Annotated in this window: 17 protein-coding genes; 8 read left to right on the top strand and 9 right to left on the bottom strand. The window is 69.1% G+C overall.

The window, feature by feature from the left end; all coding sequences use genetic code 11:
• Window positions 1–7: 7 nt before the first annotated feature.
• A complete protein-coding gene (gene greA, locus CQ047_RS01980; protein ID WP_105672589.1) occupies window positions 8–496 on the bottom strand; it encodes a transcription elongation factor GreA in 489 nt (162 codons plus the stop codon).
• A gap of 96 nt (window positions 497–592) precedes the next feature.
• Complete coding sequence (locus CQ047_RS01975; protein ID WP_105672588.1) at window positions 593–979, bottom strand: DUF4307 domain-containing protein; 387 nt, start codon at window positions 977–979, stop codon at window positions 593–595.
• A gap of 68 nt (window positions 980–1047) precedes the next feature.
• Between CQ047_RS01975 and CQ047_RS01970 the strand changes: the two genes are divergently transcribed.
• Complete coding sequence (locus tag CQ047_RS01970) at window positions 1048–1332, top strand: hypothetical protein (RefSeq protein ID WP_223586764.1); 285 nt, start codon at window positions 1048–1050, stop codon at window positions 1330–1332.
• A gap of 43 nt (window positions 1333–1375) precedes the next feature.
• On the opposite strand, the gene CQ047_RS01965 is transcribed toward CQ047_RS01970, so the two are convergent.
• A complete protein-coding gene (locus CQ047_RS01965) occupies window positions 1376–2110 on the bottom strand; it encodes a hemolysin III family protein (RefSeq protein ID WP_105672587.1) in 735 nt (244 codons plus the stop codon).
• Between the two features lie 96 nt (window positions 2111–2206).
• Between CQ047_RS01965 and CQ047_RS01960 the strand changes: the two genes are divergently transcribed.
• The 3 genes from CQ047_RS01960 to CQ047_RS01950 all read left to right on the top strand — a co-directional run bounded on the left by CQ047_RS01960 (window position 2207) and on the right by CQ047_RS01950 (window position 5682).
• Window positions 2207–2986 (top strand): isoprenyl transferase, encoded by a 780-nt coding sequence (locus tag CQ047_RS01960; protein WP_105672586.1) that lies wholly within the window; start codon window positions 2207–2209, stop codon window positions 2984–2986.
• Between the two features lie 22 nt (window positions 2987–3008).
• Window positions 3009–4139 (top strand): aminotransferase class V-fold PLP-dependent enzyme, encoded by a 1131-nt coding sequence (locus tag CQ047_RS01955; RefSeq protein ID WP_105672585.1) that lies wholly within the window; start codon window positions 3009–3011, stop codon window positions 4137–4139.
• A gap of 157 nt (window positions 4140–4296) precedes the next feature.
• Window positions 4297–5682: a PhoH family protein gene (locus CQ047_RS01950; RefSeq protein ID WP_105672629.1), complete on the top strand. Its 1386-nt coding sequence runs from the start codon at window positions 4297–4299 to the stop codon at window positions 5680–5682.
• Between the two features lie 65 nt (window positions 5683–5747).
• Here CQ047_RS01950 and CQ047_RS01945 read toward each other — a convergent pair whose 3' ends face one another.
• From CQ047_RS01945 to xseA, 5 genes are read right to left on the bottom strand one after another with little or no spacing between them, the layout of a single operon-like run.
• Complete coding sequence (locus CQ047_RS01945) at window positions 5748–7169, bottom strand: aspartate ammonia-lyase (protein WP_105672584.1); 1422 nt, start codon at window positions 7167–7169, stop codon at window positions 5748–5750.
• A gap of 53 nt (window positions 7170–7222) precedes the next feature.
• Window positions 7223–7873 (bottom strand): carbonic anhydrase, encoded by a 651-nt coding sequence (locus CQ047_RS01940; protein WP_105672583.1) that lies wholly within the window; start codon window positions 7871–7873, stop codon window positions 7223–7225.
• Window positions 7870–8514: a DUF4245 family protein gene (locus CQ047_RS01935; protein ID WP_105672582.1), complete on the bottom strand. Its 645-nt coding sequence runs from the start codon at window positions 8512–8514 to the stop codon at window positions 7870–7872. The genes CQ047_RS01940 and CQ047_RS01935 overlap by 4 nt, the downstream gene beginning before the upstream one ends.
• Window positions 8511–8741 carry an exodeoxyribonuclease VII small subunit gene (locus CQ047_RS01930; protein WP_105672581.1) on the bottom strand — a complete coding sequence of 77 codons (231 nt, stop codon included), beginning with the start codon at window positions 8739–8741 and terminating at the stop codon, window positions 8511–8513. The genes CQ047_RS01935 and CQ047_RS01930 overlap by 4 nt, the downstream gene beginning before the upstream one ends.
• A gap of 50 nt (window positions 8742–8791) precedes the next feature.
• Window positions 8792–10069, bottom strand: a complete 1278-nt coding sequence (xseA, locus tag CQ047_RS01925) for an exodeoxyribonuclease VII large subunit (protein ID WP_105672580.1) — start codon at window positions 10067–10069, stop codon at window positions 8792–8794.
• A gap of 88 nt (window positions 10070–10157) precedes the next feature.
• Between xseA and CQ047_RS01920 the strand changes: the two genes are divergently transcribed.
• From CQ047_RS01920 to CQ047_RS01905, 4 genes are all read left to right on the top strand, one after another.
• Window positions 10158–11198, top strand: coding sequence for a 4-hydroxy-3-methylbut-2-enyl diphosphate reductase (locus CQ047_RS01920; protein ID WP_105672628.1), 1041 nt, complete (start codon window positions 10158–10160; stop codon window positions 11196–11198).
• A gap of 2 nt (window positions 11199–11200) precedes the next feature.
• A complete protein-coding gene (locus tag CQ047_RS01915; RefSeq protein ID WP_105672579.1) occupies window positions 11201–11992 on the top strand; it encodes an IclR family transcriptional regulator in 792 nt (263 codons plus the stop codon).
• A gap of 292 nt (window positions 11993–12284) precedes the next feature.
• Window positions 12285–12803, top strand: a complete 519-nt coding sequence (locus CQ047_RS01910) for a DUF6264 family protein (RefSeq protein WP_105672578.1) — start codon at window positions 12285–12287, stop codon at window positions 12801–12803.
• Complete coding sequence (locus CQ047_RS01905) at window positions 12800–13348, top strand: MOSC domain-containing protein (RefSeq protein ID WP_105672577.1); 549 nt, start codon at window positions 12800–12802, stop codon at window positions 13346–13348. Before CQ047_RS01910 ends, CQ047_RS01905 begins: the two co-directional genes overlap by 4 nt.
• A 121-nt stretch (window positions 13349–13469) precedes the next feature.
• Here the strand turns inward: CQ047_RS01905 and fbaA are convergent, their stop codons facing one another.
• Complete coding sequence (gene fbaA / locus CQ047_RS01900; protein WP_105672576.1) at window positions 13470–14498, bottom strand: class II fructose-bisphosphate aldolase; 1029 nt, start codon at window positions 14496–14498, stop codon at window positions 13470–13472.
• Between the last annotated feature and the right edge of the window lie 34 nt (window positions 14499–14532).

The raw sequence follows: 14532 nt of genomic DNA, 5'->3' as shown, positions 1-14532 counted from the left end.
GACGCGATCAGCCCGTGTAGGTCTCGACGTCCACGATCTCGACCGAGATCGAGCGGCCGTTCGGAGCCTCGTACGACGACTTCTCGCCGACCTTGAGGCCGAGGATCGCCTGTCCGAGGGGGCTCGCCTCGCTGTACACGTCGAGGTCGCTGCCCACCGCGATCTCGCGGCTGCCGAGGAGGAAGACCTCTTCGCCGCCGGCGACGATCGCGGTGACGACGGTGCCCGGCTCGACGATGCCGCGGCTCGCGGGAGCCTCGCCGACCTTCGCGGTCTTGAGGAGGCTCTCCAGCGTGCGGATGCGCGCCTCCTGCTTGCCCTGCTCGTCCTTGGCGGCGTGGTATCCGCCGTTCTCCTTGAGGTCGCCCTCTTCGCGTGCGGCCTCGATGCGCTTGGCGATCTCGTCGCGGCCGGTGGTGGACAGGTGCTCCAGCTCAGCGACGAGCCGGTCGTATGCTTCCTGCGTGAGGAAGGGAACCTGAGCATCGGTAGACATGACGAAGCTCCTTCGTTCGGTATCCCGGCCGCACCTGCGGGGGATATGCCAAGACGCCCCGGCACGGTGCCAGGGCGTCGTCTGTCTGCGTCGAGTCTAGGCGACCCAGCAGGTGTTCACCAAACCTGTGGTGGCCTTCGACACGGTCGGCACCGTGGCGGACAGCGCCTGGGAATGGTCATCCCCTGCGGGGATCTCCACGACCTTCCAACCCACGACGCCGAACTCCTCGTCGAGTGCTTCGACGATGCACGTGACGGCCTTCCCCTGCACTCCGGTGAGCTGGAACCGCACATTCACGCTGTGCTGGTCGACGAGGTCGAAGCCGAGATCGTCGGCATCCACCGACTGCATCTCGCGCACAGCGGTCATCCATCCGAACGCGCCGATCGCGACGACGGCGACGACGATCGCGATGATCCACGGCATCCGCTTCCTGCGGGTGCGGCCATAGCGTTCGTCGAGCTCTTGTGCGGTCGTCACGGGTGGGGTCTTCCGGTCGTTAGGCTGGTGGTTCCAGGTTATGCGACCTGCGCATGAAAGGCCGACACATGCTCGCTCTGACCGACACCCCGATGCCGACGCCCACGATGACGGTGAAGCCGGAGTTGGTCACCCCCGGCTTCGTCGGCTTCGCCGCGGTCGTGATCATCCTCATCGCGGTGATCCTGCTCATCCTCGACATGAACCGCCGCATCCGGCGCGTGCGGTACCGCGAGGAGGTCAGGGAGGAGCTGGATGCCGAAGAGGCCGCGCTCGCGGCCGACAGAGCCACCGAGACCGACGCCGACCTCCCGATCGTCGACGAGGGCGATGACGATCCGCTGAGGCGCTGAGGCGCTGAGGCGCTGAGGCGCTGAGGGCGGCCCCTCCGGGCGATCAGCCCGGGATACCCAGCGAGGGGCTCAGCGGAGCAAGCGCGATGAGCAGGCACGCCGCCCAGTGACACAGGAACGCGAGCACCGTGCACACGTGGAAGATCTCGTGGAAGCCGAAGCGCCCCGGCCACGGGTTGGGCTTCTTCATCGCGTAGATGACCGCGCCGACCGTGTAGAGCAGTCCACCGACGATCACCAGCACCACCATCGCGACATTCGCGCGGAACAGATCGCCCATGTACATCACCGCGGCCCAGCCCAGCGCCAGGTAGAGAGCCACATAGAGCCAGCGGGGGGCGTTGAGCCAGAACACCCGGAACAGGATGACGAGCAGTGCGCCGCTCCACACGAACACGAGCAGCAGCGTGCCCTTCTCCGGGGGGAGTGCGAGCACGGCGAGCGGAGTGTAGGTTCCGGAGATCAGCAGCACGATGTTCACGTGATCGATGCGCTTGAGGATGACCTTGACGGCGGGGCGCCAGTTGAAGCGGTGGTACAGCGCCGAGTTGCCGAACAGCAGCAGCGAGGTCGCCATGAACACCGCGGATGCCCACTTGCCGGGAGTTCCGACCGTGAGCGCGATGAGGACGATGCCCGCGACGATCGCGATCGGGAAGATGCCGGCGTGGATCCAGCCGCGCCAGGTCGGCTTGATCTCGACCGCGGCGTCCTTCGCCGCCGCGTCGAGGAGCGGCAGCTGCGGGACGTCGGGAAGCGAGGGCTCGGGTGTGCTCACGTGCTCACTCTAGGCCGGGCCGCATGCCGTGCGGCGTACATATCCACAGCTTCCGCTCCGGCTCAGGGCCCTCCGGCGCGGTAGCGTAGGGGAGTGATGTCACGGGAGAGTCAGGGGCGAGGTCCGCTGTACCGGCTCTACACCAGCCGACTGCGCCGCCACCTGAACCGCGCGTCCATGCCGCACCACGTCGCCATGATGATCGACGGCAACCGTCGGTGGGCGAGACAGCTGGGCTACACGACGCCGGCGGAGGGCCACCGCGCCGGCGCCGCCAAGATGCGGGAGTTCCTCGGCTGGTGCGATGAGCTCGGCATCCGGGTGGTCTCGCTGTACCTCCTCTCGAGCGACAACCTCCGCAAGCGCGACTCCGCGGAGCTCGCCGACCTGATCGAGATCATCGCGGAGCTCGCCGAGGCGCTCTCCCGCGAGGGCAATTGGCGGGTCAAGCACGTCGGGCGCTCCGACATCCTCCCGAAGGAGCTCGCGCGGGTGCTGGCGGATGCCGAGGAACGCACGCGCGATCACACCGGGCTCCATGTGAACCTCGCGGTCGGCTACGGCGGACGCAACGAGATCGTCGACGCCGTGCGCAGCATCCTGGTGAAGCACGAGGCCTCCGGCGGGACGATGGAGGACCTCGCGGCTCACCTCACCCCCGAGATGATCGGCGAGCACCTCTACACGGGCGGCCAGCCCGACCCCGACCTCGTGATCCGCACGAGCGGTGAGCAGCGGCTGAGCGACTTCCTGCTCTGGCAGAGCGCGCACAGCGAGTTCTACTTCGTCGAGGCTCTCGGCCCTGACCTGCGCCAGGTCGACTTCCTCCGCGCGATCCGCGACTACGCCGACCGCGACCGCCGCTTCGGCCGCTGATCCGGCGTGCCAGAATGACGCGGTGAGCACTTTCGACGACTACCTCGCGACCTTCGACGCCGAACCCGGCTATCTGAACTGGGCGGCCTTCGGGCCGCTGTCGCCCTCCGTTCGCGAGGAGGTCTTCGCCGACGCCGATCTGCTCGGCAGCGGACGTCCGTCGTCGCTCGCGCTGGTGGAGGAGCGCCTCGGGCAGGCACAGGAGCTCGTCGCCGAGCTCCTCGGCGCAGACGCCGCCGACGTGACCCTGCAGGGCTCGTCGACGCACGGTCTCATGCAGGCGCTGTACGGACTCTCGGGCGCTGTGGTCGCCGCGACAGGGGAGTTCCCGAGCGTCAGTCTCACTCTGGAGCGCGCAGCCCAGGCTTCTCACGGCGCCCTCGTGCCGCGATGGATCTCCCCGGAGGACGGGCGCGTGACGCCGGATGCCGTCGCCGGAGCGCTCGACGACGGGGTGTCGGCGGTCGCGGTGAGTCACGTCGACTTCCGCACGGGCTACCGGGTCGACATCGCCGCCCTGCGCGAGCTGATCGGCCCCGACCGTCTGCTGATCCTCGACGCCGTGCAGTCCTTCGGTCTCGTGGAGGCCGACTACGCCGCGGCCGACGTCGTCGTCGGCCACGGATACAAGTGGCTCAGGGCGGGACGCGGCACCGGCTTCGCGTGGTTCTCCGCGCGGGCGCGGGAGCGCATCGTGCCCGTCCTCAGCGGGATCACCGGCACCACGGCATCCGGACTCGTCATCGACGAGCTGCCTGCGCCGGCGGCGTCGGGGCAGGCGTACACGGTCAGCCGCCCGGACACGCTGGCGGCCGGGCGGCTGGCGATCGGCGTCCGCGATGTGCGCGACGCCGGCGTCGCGTCGATCGAGGAGCGCCTCGCGGAGCGGGTCGATGCGGTCCTGGAGATCGCCGACCGTCACGGCATCGCGGTGAGCTCTCCCCGTGAGCGCTCGGCCCGTGCGGGGATCGTGACGCTGGCGCCCGAGGAACCCGCGCGGCTCGCGGCGGCGTTCGCGAACGCCGGGCTCGTCGTCACCGCCCGCGGCGCATCGGTGCGTCTGGCCCCGCACGCCGGGACGGACGACGCGACCCTGCAGCTCCTCGACGACACCCTGGCATCCTTCGGCAACGAGACGTTCATCAGCGCGTAACGAATCGATGGCGTGTCGTCGCGGGGAAATGTCCGCGCCTGGTCGTACCTTCTAGGCATCGGGCAAGGCGCCCGGTCGGGTCGGCCTCAGGTTCTCGACTCGTGACCCCCTGGTCGACTCGTTCGCAAAGCCGGGAATCCCCGGGTCGGGAGTGGTCGTGACCTCACGTACAGCGCAGCAGCCCACAGGCACCGCGCAGCAGCAGTCCACCCGCAAGACGACGCGAGGGGCGTCGCCGCAGGGCCCTGATCAGGACCTCCGCACCTACGTGCTCGACACGTCCGTGCTGCTGAGCGATCCGCAGGCGTTCTTCCGCTTCGCCGAACACTCCGTCGTTCTCCCGGTGGTCGTGATCAGCGAACTGGAAGGCAAGCGCCACGACCCCGAGATCGGCTACTTCGCCCGTCAGGCGCTGCGCCACCTCGATGATCTGCGGGTCGAGCACGGACGACTCGACTTCCCGGTCGAGGTGGGCGACGGCGGCACGCTCCGCGTCGAGCTCGCCAACACCGACTCATCGGTGCTCCCCGCCGGGATCCGGCTGAGCGACAACGACACCCGCATCCTCTCCGTGGCCATGCACCTCGCCGCAGACGGGCAGGACGTCACCATCGTGTCGAAGGACCTCCCGATGCGCGTGAAGGCGGCATCGCTCGGCCTGCGCGCCGAGGAGTACCTCGCCGAGCAGGCCGTCGATTCCGGATGGACGGGAGTCACGACCCTCGATCTCTCCGGAGACGAGATCAGCGACCTCTACGAGAGCGAGGTCGGCCTCAGCGAGGACGCCAGGGGGCTGCCGGTCAACACCGGACTCATCATCCACTCGGAGCGGGGATCCGCGCTCGGACGGGTCACCCGCGACGGCGAGTACCGGCTCGTCCGCGGCGATCGGGACATCTTCGGCATGCACGGCCGCTCCGCCGAGCAGCGCATCGCGATCGACCTCCTGCTCGACCCCGACATCGGCATCGTCTCCCTCGGCGGACGTGCGGGCACCGGCAAGTCGGCCCTGGCGCTCTGCGCCGGGCTGGAGGCCGTGCTGGAGCGCCAGCAGCAGAAGAAGATCATCGTGTTCCGGCCGCTGTTCGCCGTCGGCGGGCAGGACCTGGGGTACCTCCCCGGCGACCGCGACGAGAAGATGGGACCGTGGGGCCAGGCGGTGTTCGACACCCTCGGCTCGGTCGTCTCGGGCAACGTCATGGAGGAGGTCGTCGAGCGCGGCATCCTCGAGGTGCTCCCGCTGACGCACATCCGCGGGCGCTCGCTGCACGACGCGTTCGTGATCGTCGACGAGGCGCAGTCCCTGGAGCGCAACGTGCTGCTGACCGTCCTGAGCCGCATGGGTCAGAACTCGCGGGTCATCCTGACCCACGATGTCGGACAGCGAGACAACCTGCGCGTGGGCCGTCACGACGGCATCGCCAGCGTCATCGAGACACTCAAGGGGCACGACCTGTTCGCCCACGTCACCCTGACGCGCTCCGAGCGCTCGGCGATCGCCGCACTCGTGACCGAGTTGCTGGAGGGCAGCGAGCTCAGCTGACAGACGCAGAAAGACGGATGCCGCGGGGACCAGGTCCCCGCGGCATCCGTCTTGTGACGACCGGCTCAGCCGGCGTGCGTCATGCTCAGCAGATCGAGCTTCTCGTCGAGCTGCTCGAGGGTCAGCTCTCCGCGCTCGACGTAGCCGAGGTCGATCACGGCGTCGCGCACCGTGATGCCCTTGGCGACCGAGTGCTTCGCGATCTTCGCCGCGGCCTCGTAGCCGATGAGCTTGTTGAGCGGCGTCACGATCGACGGGCTCATGCCGGCGAACGCCGCTGCGCGCTCCAGGTTCGCCTGCAGGCCGTCGACGGTCTTGTCGGCGAGCACGCGCGAGGCGTTCGAGAGGAGGCGGATCGACTCGAGCAGCGCCGTGCCCATGACCGGGATCGCGACGTTCAGCTCGAACGAGCCGGAGGCGCCGGCCCAGGCCACGGTCGCGTCGTTGCCGATGACCCTGGCGCACACCATGAGCACGGCCTCCGGGACGACCGGGTTGACCTTGCCGGGCATGATCGAGGAGCCGGGCTGCAGGTCGGGGATGTGCAGCTCGCCCAGACCGGTGTTGGGGCCGGAGCCCATCCAGCGCAGGTCGTTGTTGATCTTGGTCAGCGAGACCGCGATGGTGCGCAGGGCGCCGGATGCCTCGACGAGGCCGTCGCGGTTGGCCTGCGCCTCGAAGTGGTCCTTCGCCTCGGTGATGGGCAGCTCGGTCTCGGCCGCGAGCAGCGCGATGACCTTCTGCGGGAATCCGAGCGGCGTGTTGATGCCGGTGCCGACAGCGGTGCCGCCGAGCGGGACCTCCGCGACGCGGGGGAGAGCAGACTGCACGCGCTCGATGCCGAGGCGGATCTGACGCGCGTAGCCGCCGAACTCCTGGCCGAGCGTCACGGGCGTGGCGTCCATGAGGTGCGTGCGGCCGGACTTGACGGCGTCCTTCCACAGCTCGGCCTTGGCCTCGAGAGCCACGGCGAGGTGGTCGAGTGCGGGGATGAGCGTGTCGATGAGCGCCTGGGTGACGGCGATGTGCACGGACGTCGGGAACACGTCGTTCGAGGACTGCGACGCGTTCACGTGGTCGTTGGGGTGCACGGTCGCGCCGAGGATGCGCGTCGCGAGGGTCGCGAGCACCTCGTTCATGTTCATGTTCGACGACGTGCCGGAGCCGGTCTGGTAGGTGTCGACCGGGAACTCGCCGTCGTGGATGCCGGCGGCGACCTGGTCCGCGGCCTGGGCGATCGCGTCGGCGATGGCGCCGTCGAGCGTGCCGAGCTCCTTGTTGGCGAGCGCTGCGGCCTTCTTGATGCGCGCGAGGGCGGCGATCTGCGTCGACTCCAGGCCTTTGCCCGAGATCGGGAAGTTCTCCACGGCTCGCTGGGTCTGCGCACCGTAGAGCGCGTTCACGGGCACCCGCACCTCGCCCATGGTGTCGTGCTCGATGCGGTAGCCCTGCGAGTTCTCGCCGCTGCGCTGGTCGGTGTCGGTCATTCCGAACCCTCCTTGGTTTCGGGGTCGTTCCCCTGGATGTGTGTCTGGTGCTTCTATCGGGGGTCTGTGGCGTCGATGCCGACGGTGATGACCGGGACGGCGGTGCCCTCGGCCAGTCGGTAGTTGGCGCCGACGATGCCCAGGCGACCCTCTGCGACGGCGTTGGAGATGAGCTCCGACGACTGCAGCAGGTCGCTGACGGTGTTGCGCAGGTGCTCCCGGCCGACCAGCTCCGAGTCGATGTCGGCGACCGTGGTGCCGCCGTTCTCGACGAGCACCTTGCGGGCTGCGGGGACGATCGGGGCGATGAGCTTCCAGATGTGCGGAGGCAGGGGAGCGGCGTCGATGGCGGTGCCGTCGATCGCCGCCCGCACCGCACCGCAGGAGTCGTGCGCGAGGACCACGATCAGCGGCACGTTCAGCACGGCCACCGCATACTCCAGGCTCGCGACGATCGACTCGCCGATGACCTGGCCCGCATTGCGCACGACGAACAGGTCGCCGAGGCCGAGGTCGAAGATGATCTCGGCCGCAAGGCGCGAGTCAGAGCATCCGAAGAGGGTAGCCACCGGGTTCTGCGCTGCGGCCAGGTCCTTCCTCCGAGCGACGTCCTGGTTGGGATGGCGGGGCTCGTCGGCGACGAAGCGCTGGTTGCCCTCCTGCATCTGCTTCCAGGCGGCGGCGGGGGTGAGAGCCGTGGTCATGAGGCCTCCGAGAGGGCGTGGATCTGCGGGATGAGGGATTCGGCGAGCTCGGCCGTCGAATCGGCCGAACGCGACCCGTACAGGAGCACGTAGTCGGATCCGGCCTGGGTGCCGATCGCGTAGGTGATGTTCTGCTTCGCGCCGGCGTCGCCGACACGGTAGACATCCCACTCGACACCGCCGATCGTGGTGGTGTCTGAGGGAGCCGTGCCGTTCAGACGCTGCGGGGCCCAGCTGGATTCGGCGTCGAAGGCCTGCGCGATCTTGATGTATCCGCGCTCTTCGTCGCCCTTCGGAGCGAGAGTGACGTCCCACACGACCGTGGATCCGCTGGTCAGCTCCGCCGCGTTGACGCGCCAGAAGGTGCCGGTATCGGGGAGGATGACGGGGCGCTTCATGGTGGATTCGACATCGGCGGCGATACCGGCGATGTCGACCTTGGGGGCGGATGCCGGCTCGCCCCGCGGTACCGCGAAGACGATGACGGCGACGACCGCCAGCGTCACGATGAGGGCGGCGACCAGGCTGCGCACGTTCTGGCTGGAGCGGTAGGCCCTGCTGGACTCGGCCTTGCGCGCCGCGGTCTCCTCGGGAGTCTCCGGGCGTCCGAGCTCGGCGACGATGGGGGCGGGCTTGTTCACGATTCGTCCTCTTCGGATGCCGTGGCACGGGCGGCGTCCAGGCGGCGCTTCGCGCCCAGCAGCCACTCCTCGCAGCGGGCGGCGAGAGCTTCGCCGCGCTCCCACAGGGCCAGCGACTGCTCGAGGGTCGGTGCGCCCTGCTCGAGTTCGGAGACGACCCTCACGAGCTCGTCGCGTGCGGCCTCGAACGACAGCGTCTCAACCGGGGTGTCGTTCTGCGCGCTCACCCCACCATCCTACGCGGTGCCCGGGGACACTCCCTCGGGCCCGGTCGTCGTCAGGGCGCTTCGGAGATCTCGCCGTCGGACACCGCGGCGACCGATCCCCGGTCGACGGTGATCGTCAGCGGAGTGCCCGCGGGGGCGTCGGCGGCGTCGCGCAGGATCACACCGCCGTCGAGGTGGGCGATCGCGTAGCCGCGGGCCAACGTCGCCGCGGGCGAGAGTGCGCGCAGGGAGGCACGCAGCTCGCTGGTCTTCCGCCCTGCGGCGTCGAGCTGGCGGGAGATCGTGTCGCGTCCCCTGGACTGCAGCAGCCACAGCTCCTGAGCGCGGTTGTCGATGATCGGATCGGGGGAGCGCAGCGCCGGGCGCGAGCGCAGCTGCTGCAGCTGCGCGATGTCATGGCCGACGCGCTGCGTGAGCCGGGTCGTCGCGCGCGAACGCAGCTGCCCGATGAGCGCGCGCTGCTCTCCCACATCGGGGACCACGCGTTTCGCCGCGTCCGTCGGAGTGGAGGCTCGCAGGTCGGCGACGTCGTCGAGCAGGGGGTGGTCGTTCTCGTGACCGATCGCGCTCACGATCGGAGTGGACGCAGCGGCCACGGCGCGCACGAGACGCTCGTCGCTGAAGCCGAGCAGGGTCTGCGGATCGCCGCCCCCGCGGGCGATGATGATGACGTCGACCTCGGGGTCGGCATCCAGCCGGGCGAGTGCGGCGAGGGTGTCGGGTACGCAGCGGTCACCCTGCACGGCGGCGTACTCGGTGCGGAACCGCACCTGCGGCCACCGCAGCTCGGCGTTGCGATGCACATCCTTCTCGGCATCCGAGCGCTCGCCGGTGATGAGTCCGATCACGTGCGGGAGGAAGGGGAGCCGCTTCTTCCGCGCGGGGTCGAACAGGCCCTCCTGACGCAGCTGCGCGCGCAGCTTCTCCAGGCGCTCGAGCTGATCGCCGAGGCCGACGTGCTTCATGGCCGAGACGGCGAAGCTGAAGTCGCCGCTCTTGACGAAGTAGTCGGACTTCACCGCGGCGATGACGTGATCGCCGACGCCGAGGTCGTTCGGGATGCGCGCGCGCACGCTCGACCAGATCCTGATCGAGATCTGGGCATCCGAGCGCGTGTCCTTGAGGCGGGCGAACACGTTGCCTGCACGCACGTTCCAGGAGGTGATCTCGCCTTCGACCCAGACCGTGTTCCACTTGGCGACGAAGTCGCGGATGGTCGCATTCAGCCGTGCGACCGAAGTCGGAGCGTCTGCCGTCGAATCGCGCGGCGCGACAGCATCGGCGGGCGGCGCCTCGCCCGGCGCCGTCTCGGCTTCGAAGACCGTCATGTGCTCCCGTCCTACCCGGCTCTGTCCAGCTTTGCGGCGGTAGAATTCCAGAGTGACTTCGACTGCCGTGCATCTGCCTGCCCCGCGTATCCCACGAGTGCGTGCGGCGGCCGGGCGGCTTCAGGATAACCCGGTCCAGGGACAGAAGCGGGTTCTGCTCGCCGCGCCCCGCGGCTACTGCGCCGGCGTCGACCGTGCGGTGGTGGCGGTGGAGAAGGCGCTGGAGCGCTACGGGGCGCCGGTCTACGTGCGCAAGCAGATCGTCCACAACATCCACGTCGTCACCGAGCTGGAGGCCAAGGGGGCGATCTTCGTCGAAGAGGTCGATGAGGTGCCTGAGGGCGCTCACGTCGTCTTCAGCGCCCACGGCGTCTCGCCGGCGGTGGTGAACGCGGCGTCGGATCGAGGACTCCACGCGATCGACGCGACCTGCCCCCTGGTGACCAAGGTGCACCGCGAGGCCGTGCGCTTCGCACGAGACGACTTCGAGATCCTGCTCATCGGGCACGAGGGACACGAAGAGGTCGAGGGCACGGCGGGTGAAGCCCCCGAGCACGTCACGGTCGTGAACTCTCCGGAGGAAGCCGACACCGTCCAGGTCAAGGATCCGTCGAAGGTCGTCTGGCTGTCGCAGACGACGCTCTCCGTCGACGAGACGATGGAGACGGTGAACCGCCTCCGCCTGCGCTTCCCCGAGCTGCAGAACCCGCCGTCCGATGACATCTGCTACGCCACCCAGAACCGTCAGGTCGCGATCAAGAAGGTCGCGGCGAACGCCGACCTCGTGATCGTGGTCGGCTCCTCGAACTCGTCGAACTCGGTGCGTCTCGTCGAGGTCGCACTCGAGTACGGCGCCAAGGCCGCGTACCGCGTGGACTACGCGGAGGAGGTCAAGCAGGAGTGGCTCGACGGCGTCGCCACGGTCGGCGTGACCAGCGGAGCATCCGTGCCCGAGGTGCTCGTGCGCGAGGTGCTGGATGCTCTCGACGGCGCCGGCTACCACGACGTCGAAGAGGTGCGCACGGCCGAGGAGGACCTCATGTTCTCGCTTCCCAAGGAGCTGAGGCAGGACGCCACGGGGCAGCGCGACGCGCGCGCCCTCGGCGGGCGGGCCTCCGGGGGCGCATAGGAGTGAGCGCCGCGGAAGCGGAACCCACCCTCATCGGCTCGGTGCAGCGCGCCCTTCGCCTCGTCGACATCGTCGCGAACTCGCCCCGTCCTCTCCCGGCGAAGATGCTCGCCGCCATCACCGGCCTCACGCCGGGTACGACGTACAACCTGGTCCGCACCCTGGTGCACGAGGGCTATCTGTCCAGCGAGCCCGACGGGCTCGTGCTGGGGAGTCGGTTCCCCGCCTTCCAGACGGAGCTCGACGCCAGGGGCGTGTTCCTCGCCAGGGTCCGCGCGGCGCTGCGAGACGTGACCGAGGAGGTCGGTGCGACGGCGTACCTCTCCCGCTACGCCGACGGGGAGATGCACCTCGTCGACATCGTCGATGCGGTGCAGAACCCCCGGGTCGAGCTGTGGGTCGGGCTGCAGTCGAGCGCGCACGCGACGGCGCTGGGCAAGCAGATCCTGGCCGATCTGTCGGAGGAGCAGCGTGCAGACTACCTCGCCAGGCACCGACTGGAGGAGCTCACGCCGCGCACCATCAGCGACCGCGCGACGCTCCTCGCCCAGCTGGAGCACTCACCCGGGTTCGCGGTCGACCGCGAGGAGTACGCGATCGGCGCCACCTGCGTCGCCGTCCCGGTCATCGCGCCGAACGTCACGGCATCCCTGGCGATCTCGCTGCCTGCGGAGCTCGCGGTCGTCGACATGACGCTGGTGACCGCGCTGCGGCGGGCCGCGAGACGGCTCTCGCTCCAGCTCGGGGCGGATGCTCTGGACGGTGGCGGCCCGGGCGCGGAGTTCAGTATCTGACCGTCGGTTCACTATTTGAAGAACTGCATCTAGCGCAATGGCATGCGCTTTCCTATGATCAGAGTTGTAGTCGTCAGTGCAACGACGCTACAGGAGGTGGAACGTCCCCAGCGTTCTGCAGCCCACTTGGATGACGAGCGTCCCCAGTGCTCTGAGTCCGCGGCCCCGAGGAGTCCCCACTCCGCCGGGGCCGCCATCATGTTCGGGGCTTTTTCTCGCGGCACGGCGCCAGGGGAGCAGCGCTCGTCTCCGCCTGGACGCCGCTCCAGGCCAGGGCGGTTAGCATGGCGTGATGATCGATCAGCGGCCACAGTACGGCGAACTCGCGACTCCGGAAGAACAGCGCAGAGCCGCCGGCCTCCCGCCGCTGAGCGAGGTCGAGTCCGTCGAGCCCGCCGCCCCTGTCGCCTCCGAGGCCGCGCCCGCAGCAGCGCCCCGTCGCCCCGTCGACCGCTTCGCGACCGTCGTGCTGCTCGCCTACGGCCTCGTCAACGTCATCACCGCAGGCCTGTCGTACCTCGACTTCGGCAGGGTCATGACCGAGGTCATGAAGATGATGGGGATCGACGGGGAGTTCACGAACTACGACCAGGGCAGGATCTGGGGCACGGTCGCCGCGATCGTGCTCGTCATCGGATGGTGCCTCACCGCCGTGATCTCGCTGCGGAGGCTGCGCCAGGGCAAGCTCACCTGGTGGGTGCCGCTCGTCGGCGCCGCGGTGACGCTGCTGGTGACTTCGATCTTCGCGGCGATCCCCCTGATGGGAGACCCGGCGTTCATCGCGTACCTCGAGAGCATGACGACGCGATGAGCCGTCTCGTCGCCGTCTGCGCTGTCCATCAGCTGCTGCCGGATGCCGGCACCGTCGGGATCACGGCGATCGACAAGAGGGCGGTCGAGGGGCCGGTGAAGGTCGGCTCCTACGGCGTCTACGCCGACGTGCAGGCCGATCGCAGACATCACGGCGGACCGGACAAGGCGCTGTACGCGTACTCCGAGGAGGATGCCGCCTACTGGGCGGCCGAGCTCGGACGCGACACTCCTCCTGGGTGGTTCGGGGAGAACCTGCGGGTCGAGGGCATCGATGTGAACGCGGCCCTGGTGGGCGAGCAGTGGCGGATCGGCTCGACCGTGATCGTCGAGGTCACCATGCCGCGCACGCCGTGCCAGACGTTCGCCCGTCGCGTCGGCGGCGATGCCGAACGCGGCTGGGTGAAGCGCTTCTCGGATGCGCGTCGTCTCGGTCCCTACCTCCGCGTGGTGAAGAACGGCAGGATCGAGGCCGGCGACGAGATCGTCGTGGTCCACCGCCCCGATCACGCCCCGAGCATCCTGGACATCTACCGGGGTCCGTGACCCACAACCCGTGCGCGGCGCCGCCGACGGCGGGGCTCGCGGCTGTCCGGGAAGAACCCCGCTCGGACGGAGAATGCCCCGGCCGTTCCCGGCCGGGGCATTCCGTGATGATGCTCGTCTGTCAGCTCTTCGACTGTCCGTAGGAGCCGAGCTGGCGGGTCGACTCGACGACGCGGGCGGCCATCGCGGTCTCCGCGATCTTGCCCCAGGCGCGCGGGTCGTACAGCTTCTTGTTCCCGACCTCGCCGTCGACCTTCAGGACGCCGTCGTAGTTCTTGAACATGTAGTCGGCGATCGCACGCGTGTACGCGTACTGCGTGTCGGTGTCGATGTTCATCTTGATGACGCCGTTGGCGACCGCGAGGGCGATCTCCTCGTCGGTCGAGCCGGAGCCGCCGTGGAAGACGAGGTCGAGGGGCTTGGCAGCCGTGTTGTACTTGGCGGCGACCTCGGCCTGGATCTCGCCGAGGAGCTCCGGGCGCAGCTTCACGCCGCCCGGCTTGTACACGCCGTGCACGTTGCCGAAGGTGAGGGCGGCGATGTAGCGGCCCTGCTCGCCGAGGCCCAGGGCCTGGACGGCCTGGTCGACGTCGGCGAACGTCGTGTAGAGGGCTTCGTTCGAGCCCTCGTGCTGCACGCCGTCCTCTTCGCCGCCGACGACGCCGATCTCGACCTCGAGGATGGCGTTGATCGCCTTCATGCGGGGGAGGAGGTCCTTGGCGATCTCGATGTTCTCCGCGAGGGGAACGGCCGAGCCGTCCCACATGTGCGACTGGAAGATCGGGTTGCGGCCGGCCTTCACCTCTTCTTCGGAAGCGGCGATCAGCGGCTCGACGAAGCCGGCGAGGGCGTCCTTCGGGCAGTGGTCGGTGTGCAGCGCGACGGTGACGGGGTAGTTCTTGGCGACCTCGGTCGCGTACCGGGCGAAGGCGAGAGCACCGGTGGCGCGGGCCTTGACCGTGTGGCCGGCGAAGTAGTCGGCGCCGCCCGTGGTGACCTGGATGATGCCGTCGGAGCCGGCCTCGGTCAGGCCCTGGAGGACGGAGTTGATCGTCTGCGAGCTCGAGACGTTGAATGCGGGGTACGCGAAGCCGCCGGCCTTCGCGCGGTCGAGCATTTCTGCGTACTGGTCCGGGGTGGCGACGGGCATGAGAACTCCTGCGATAGGTGAGCCGGGACAGCAG

Origin of the sequence: Microbacterium sp. MYb72, from assembly GCF_002979415.1 — a bacterium.
Classification (GTDB): Bacteria; Actinomycetota; Actinomycetes; order Actinomycetales; family Microbacteriaceae; genus Microbacterium; species Microbacterium natoriense.
This window is presented reverse-complemented; position numbering and strand designations above follow the sequence as displayed.

Excerpts from the sequence above, each read along its gene's own strand:
- greA (WP_105672589.1), bottom strand. The coding sequence starts at position 496 with ATGTCTACCGATGCTCAGGTTCCCTTCCTCACGCAGGAAGCATACGAC.
- CQ047_RS01970 (WP_223586764.1), top strand. The coding sequence starts at position 1,048 with ATGCTCGCTCTGACCGACACCCCGATGCCGACGCCCACGATGACGGTG.
- CQ047_RS01960 (WP_105672586.1), top strand. The coding sequence starts at position 2,207 with ATGTCACGGGAGAGTCAGGGGCGAGGTCCGCTGTACCGGCTCTACACC.
- CQ047_RS01945 (WP_105672584.1), bottom strand. The coding sequence starts at position 7,169 with ATGACCGACACCGACCAGCGCAGCGGCGAGAACTCGCAGGGCTACCGC.
- CQ047_RS01940 (WP_105672583.1), bottom strand. The coding sequence starts at position 7,873 with ATGACCACGGCTCTCACCCCCGCCGCCGCCTGGAAGCAGATGCAGGAG.
- xseA (WP_105672580.1), bottom strand. The coding sequence starts at position 10,069 with ATGACGGTCTTCGAAGCCGAGACGGCGCCGGGCGAGGCGCCGCCCGCC.
- CQ047_RS01910 (WP_105672578.1), top strand. The coding sequence starts at position 12,285 with ATGATCGATCAGCGGCCACAGTACGGCGAACTCGCGACTCCGGAAGAA.
- CQ047_RS01905 (WP_105672577.1), top strand. The coding sequence starts at position 12,800 with ATGAGCCGTCTCGTCGCCGTCTGCGCTGTCCATCAGCTGCTGCCGGAT.
- fbaA (WP_105672576.1), bottom strand. The coding sequence starts at position 14,498 with ATGCCCGTCGCCACCCCGGACCAGTACGCAGAAATGCTCGACCGCGCG.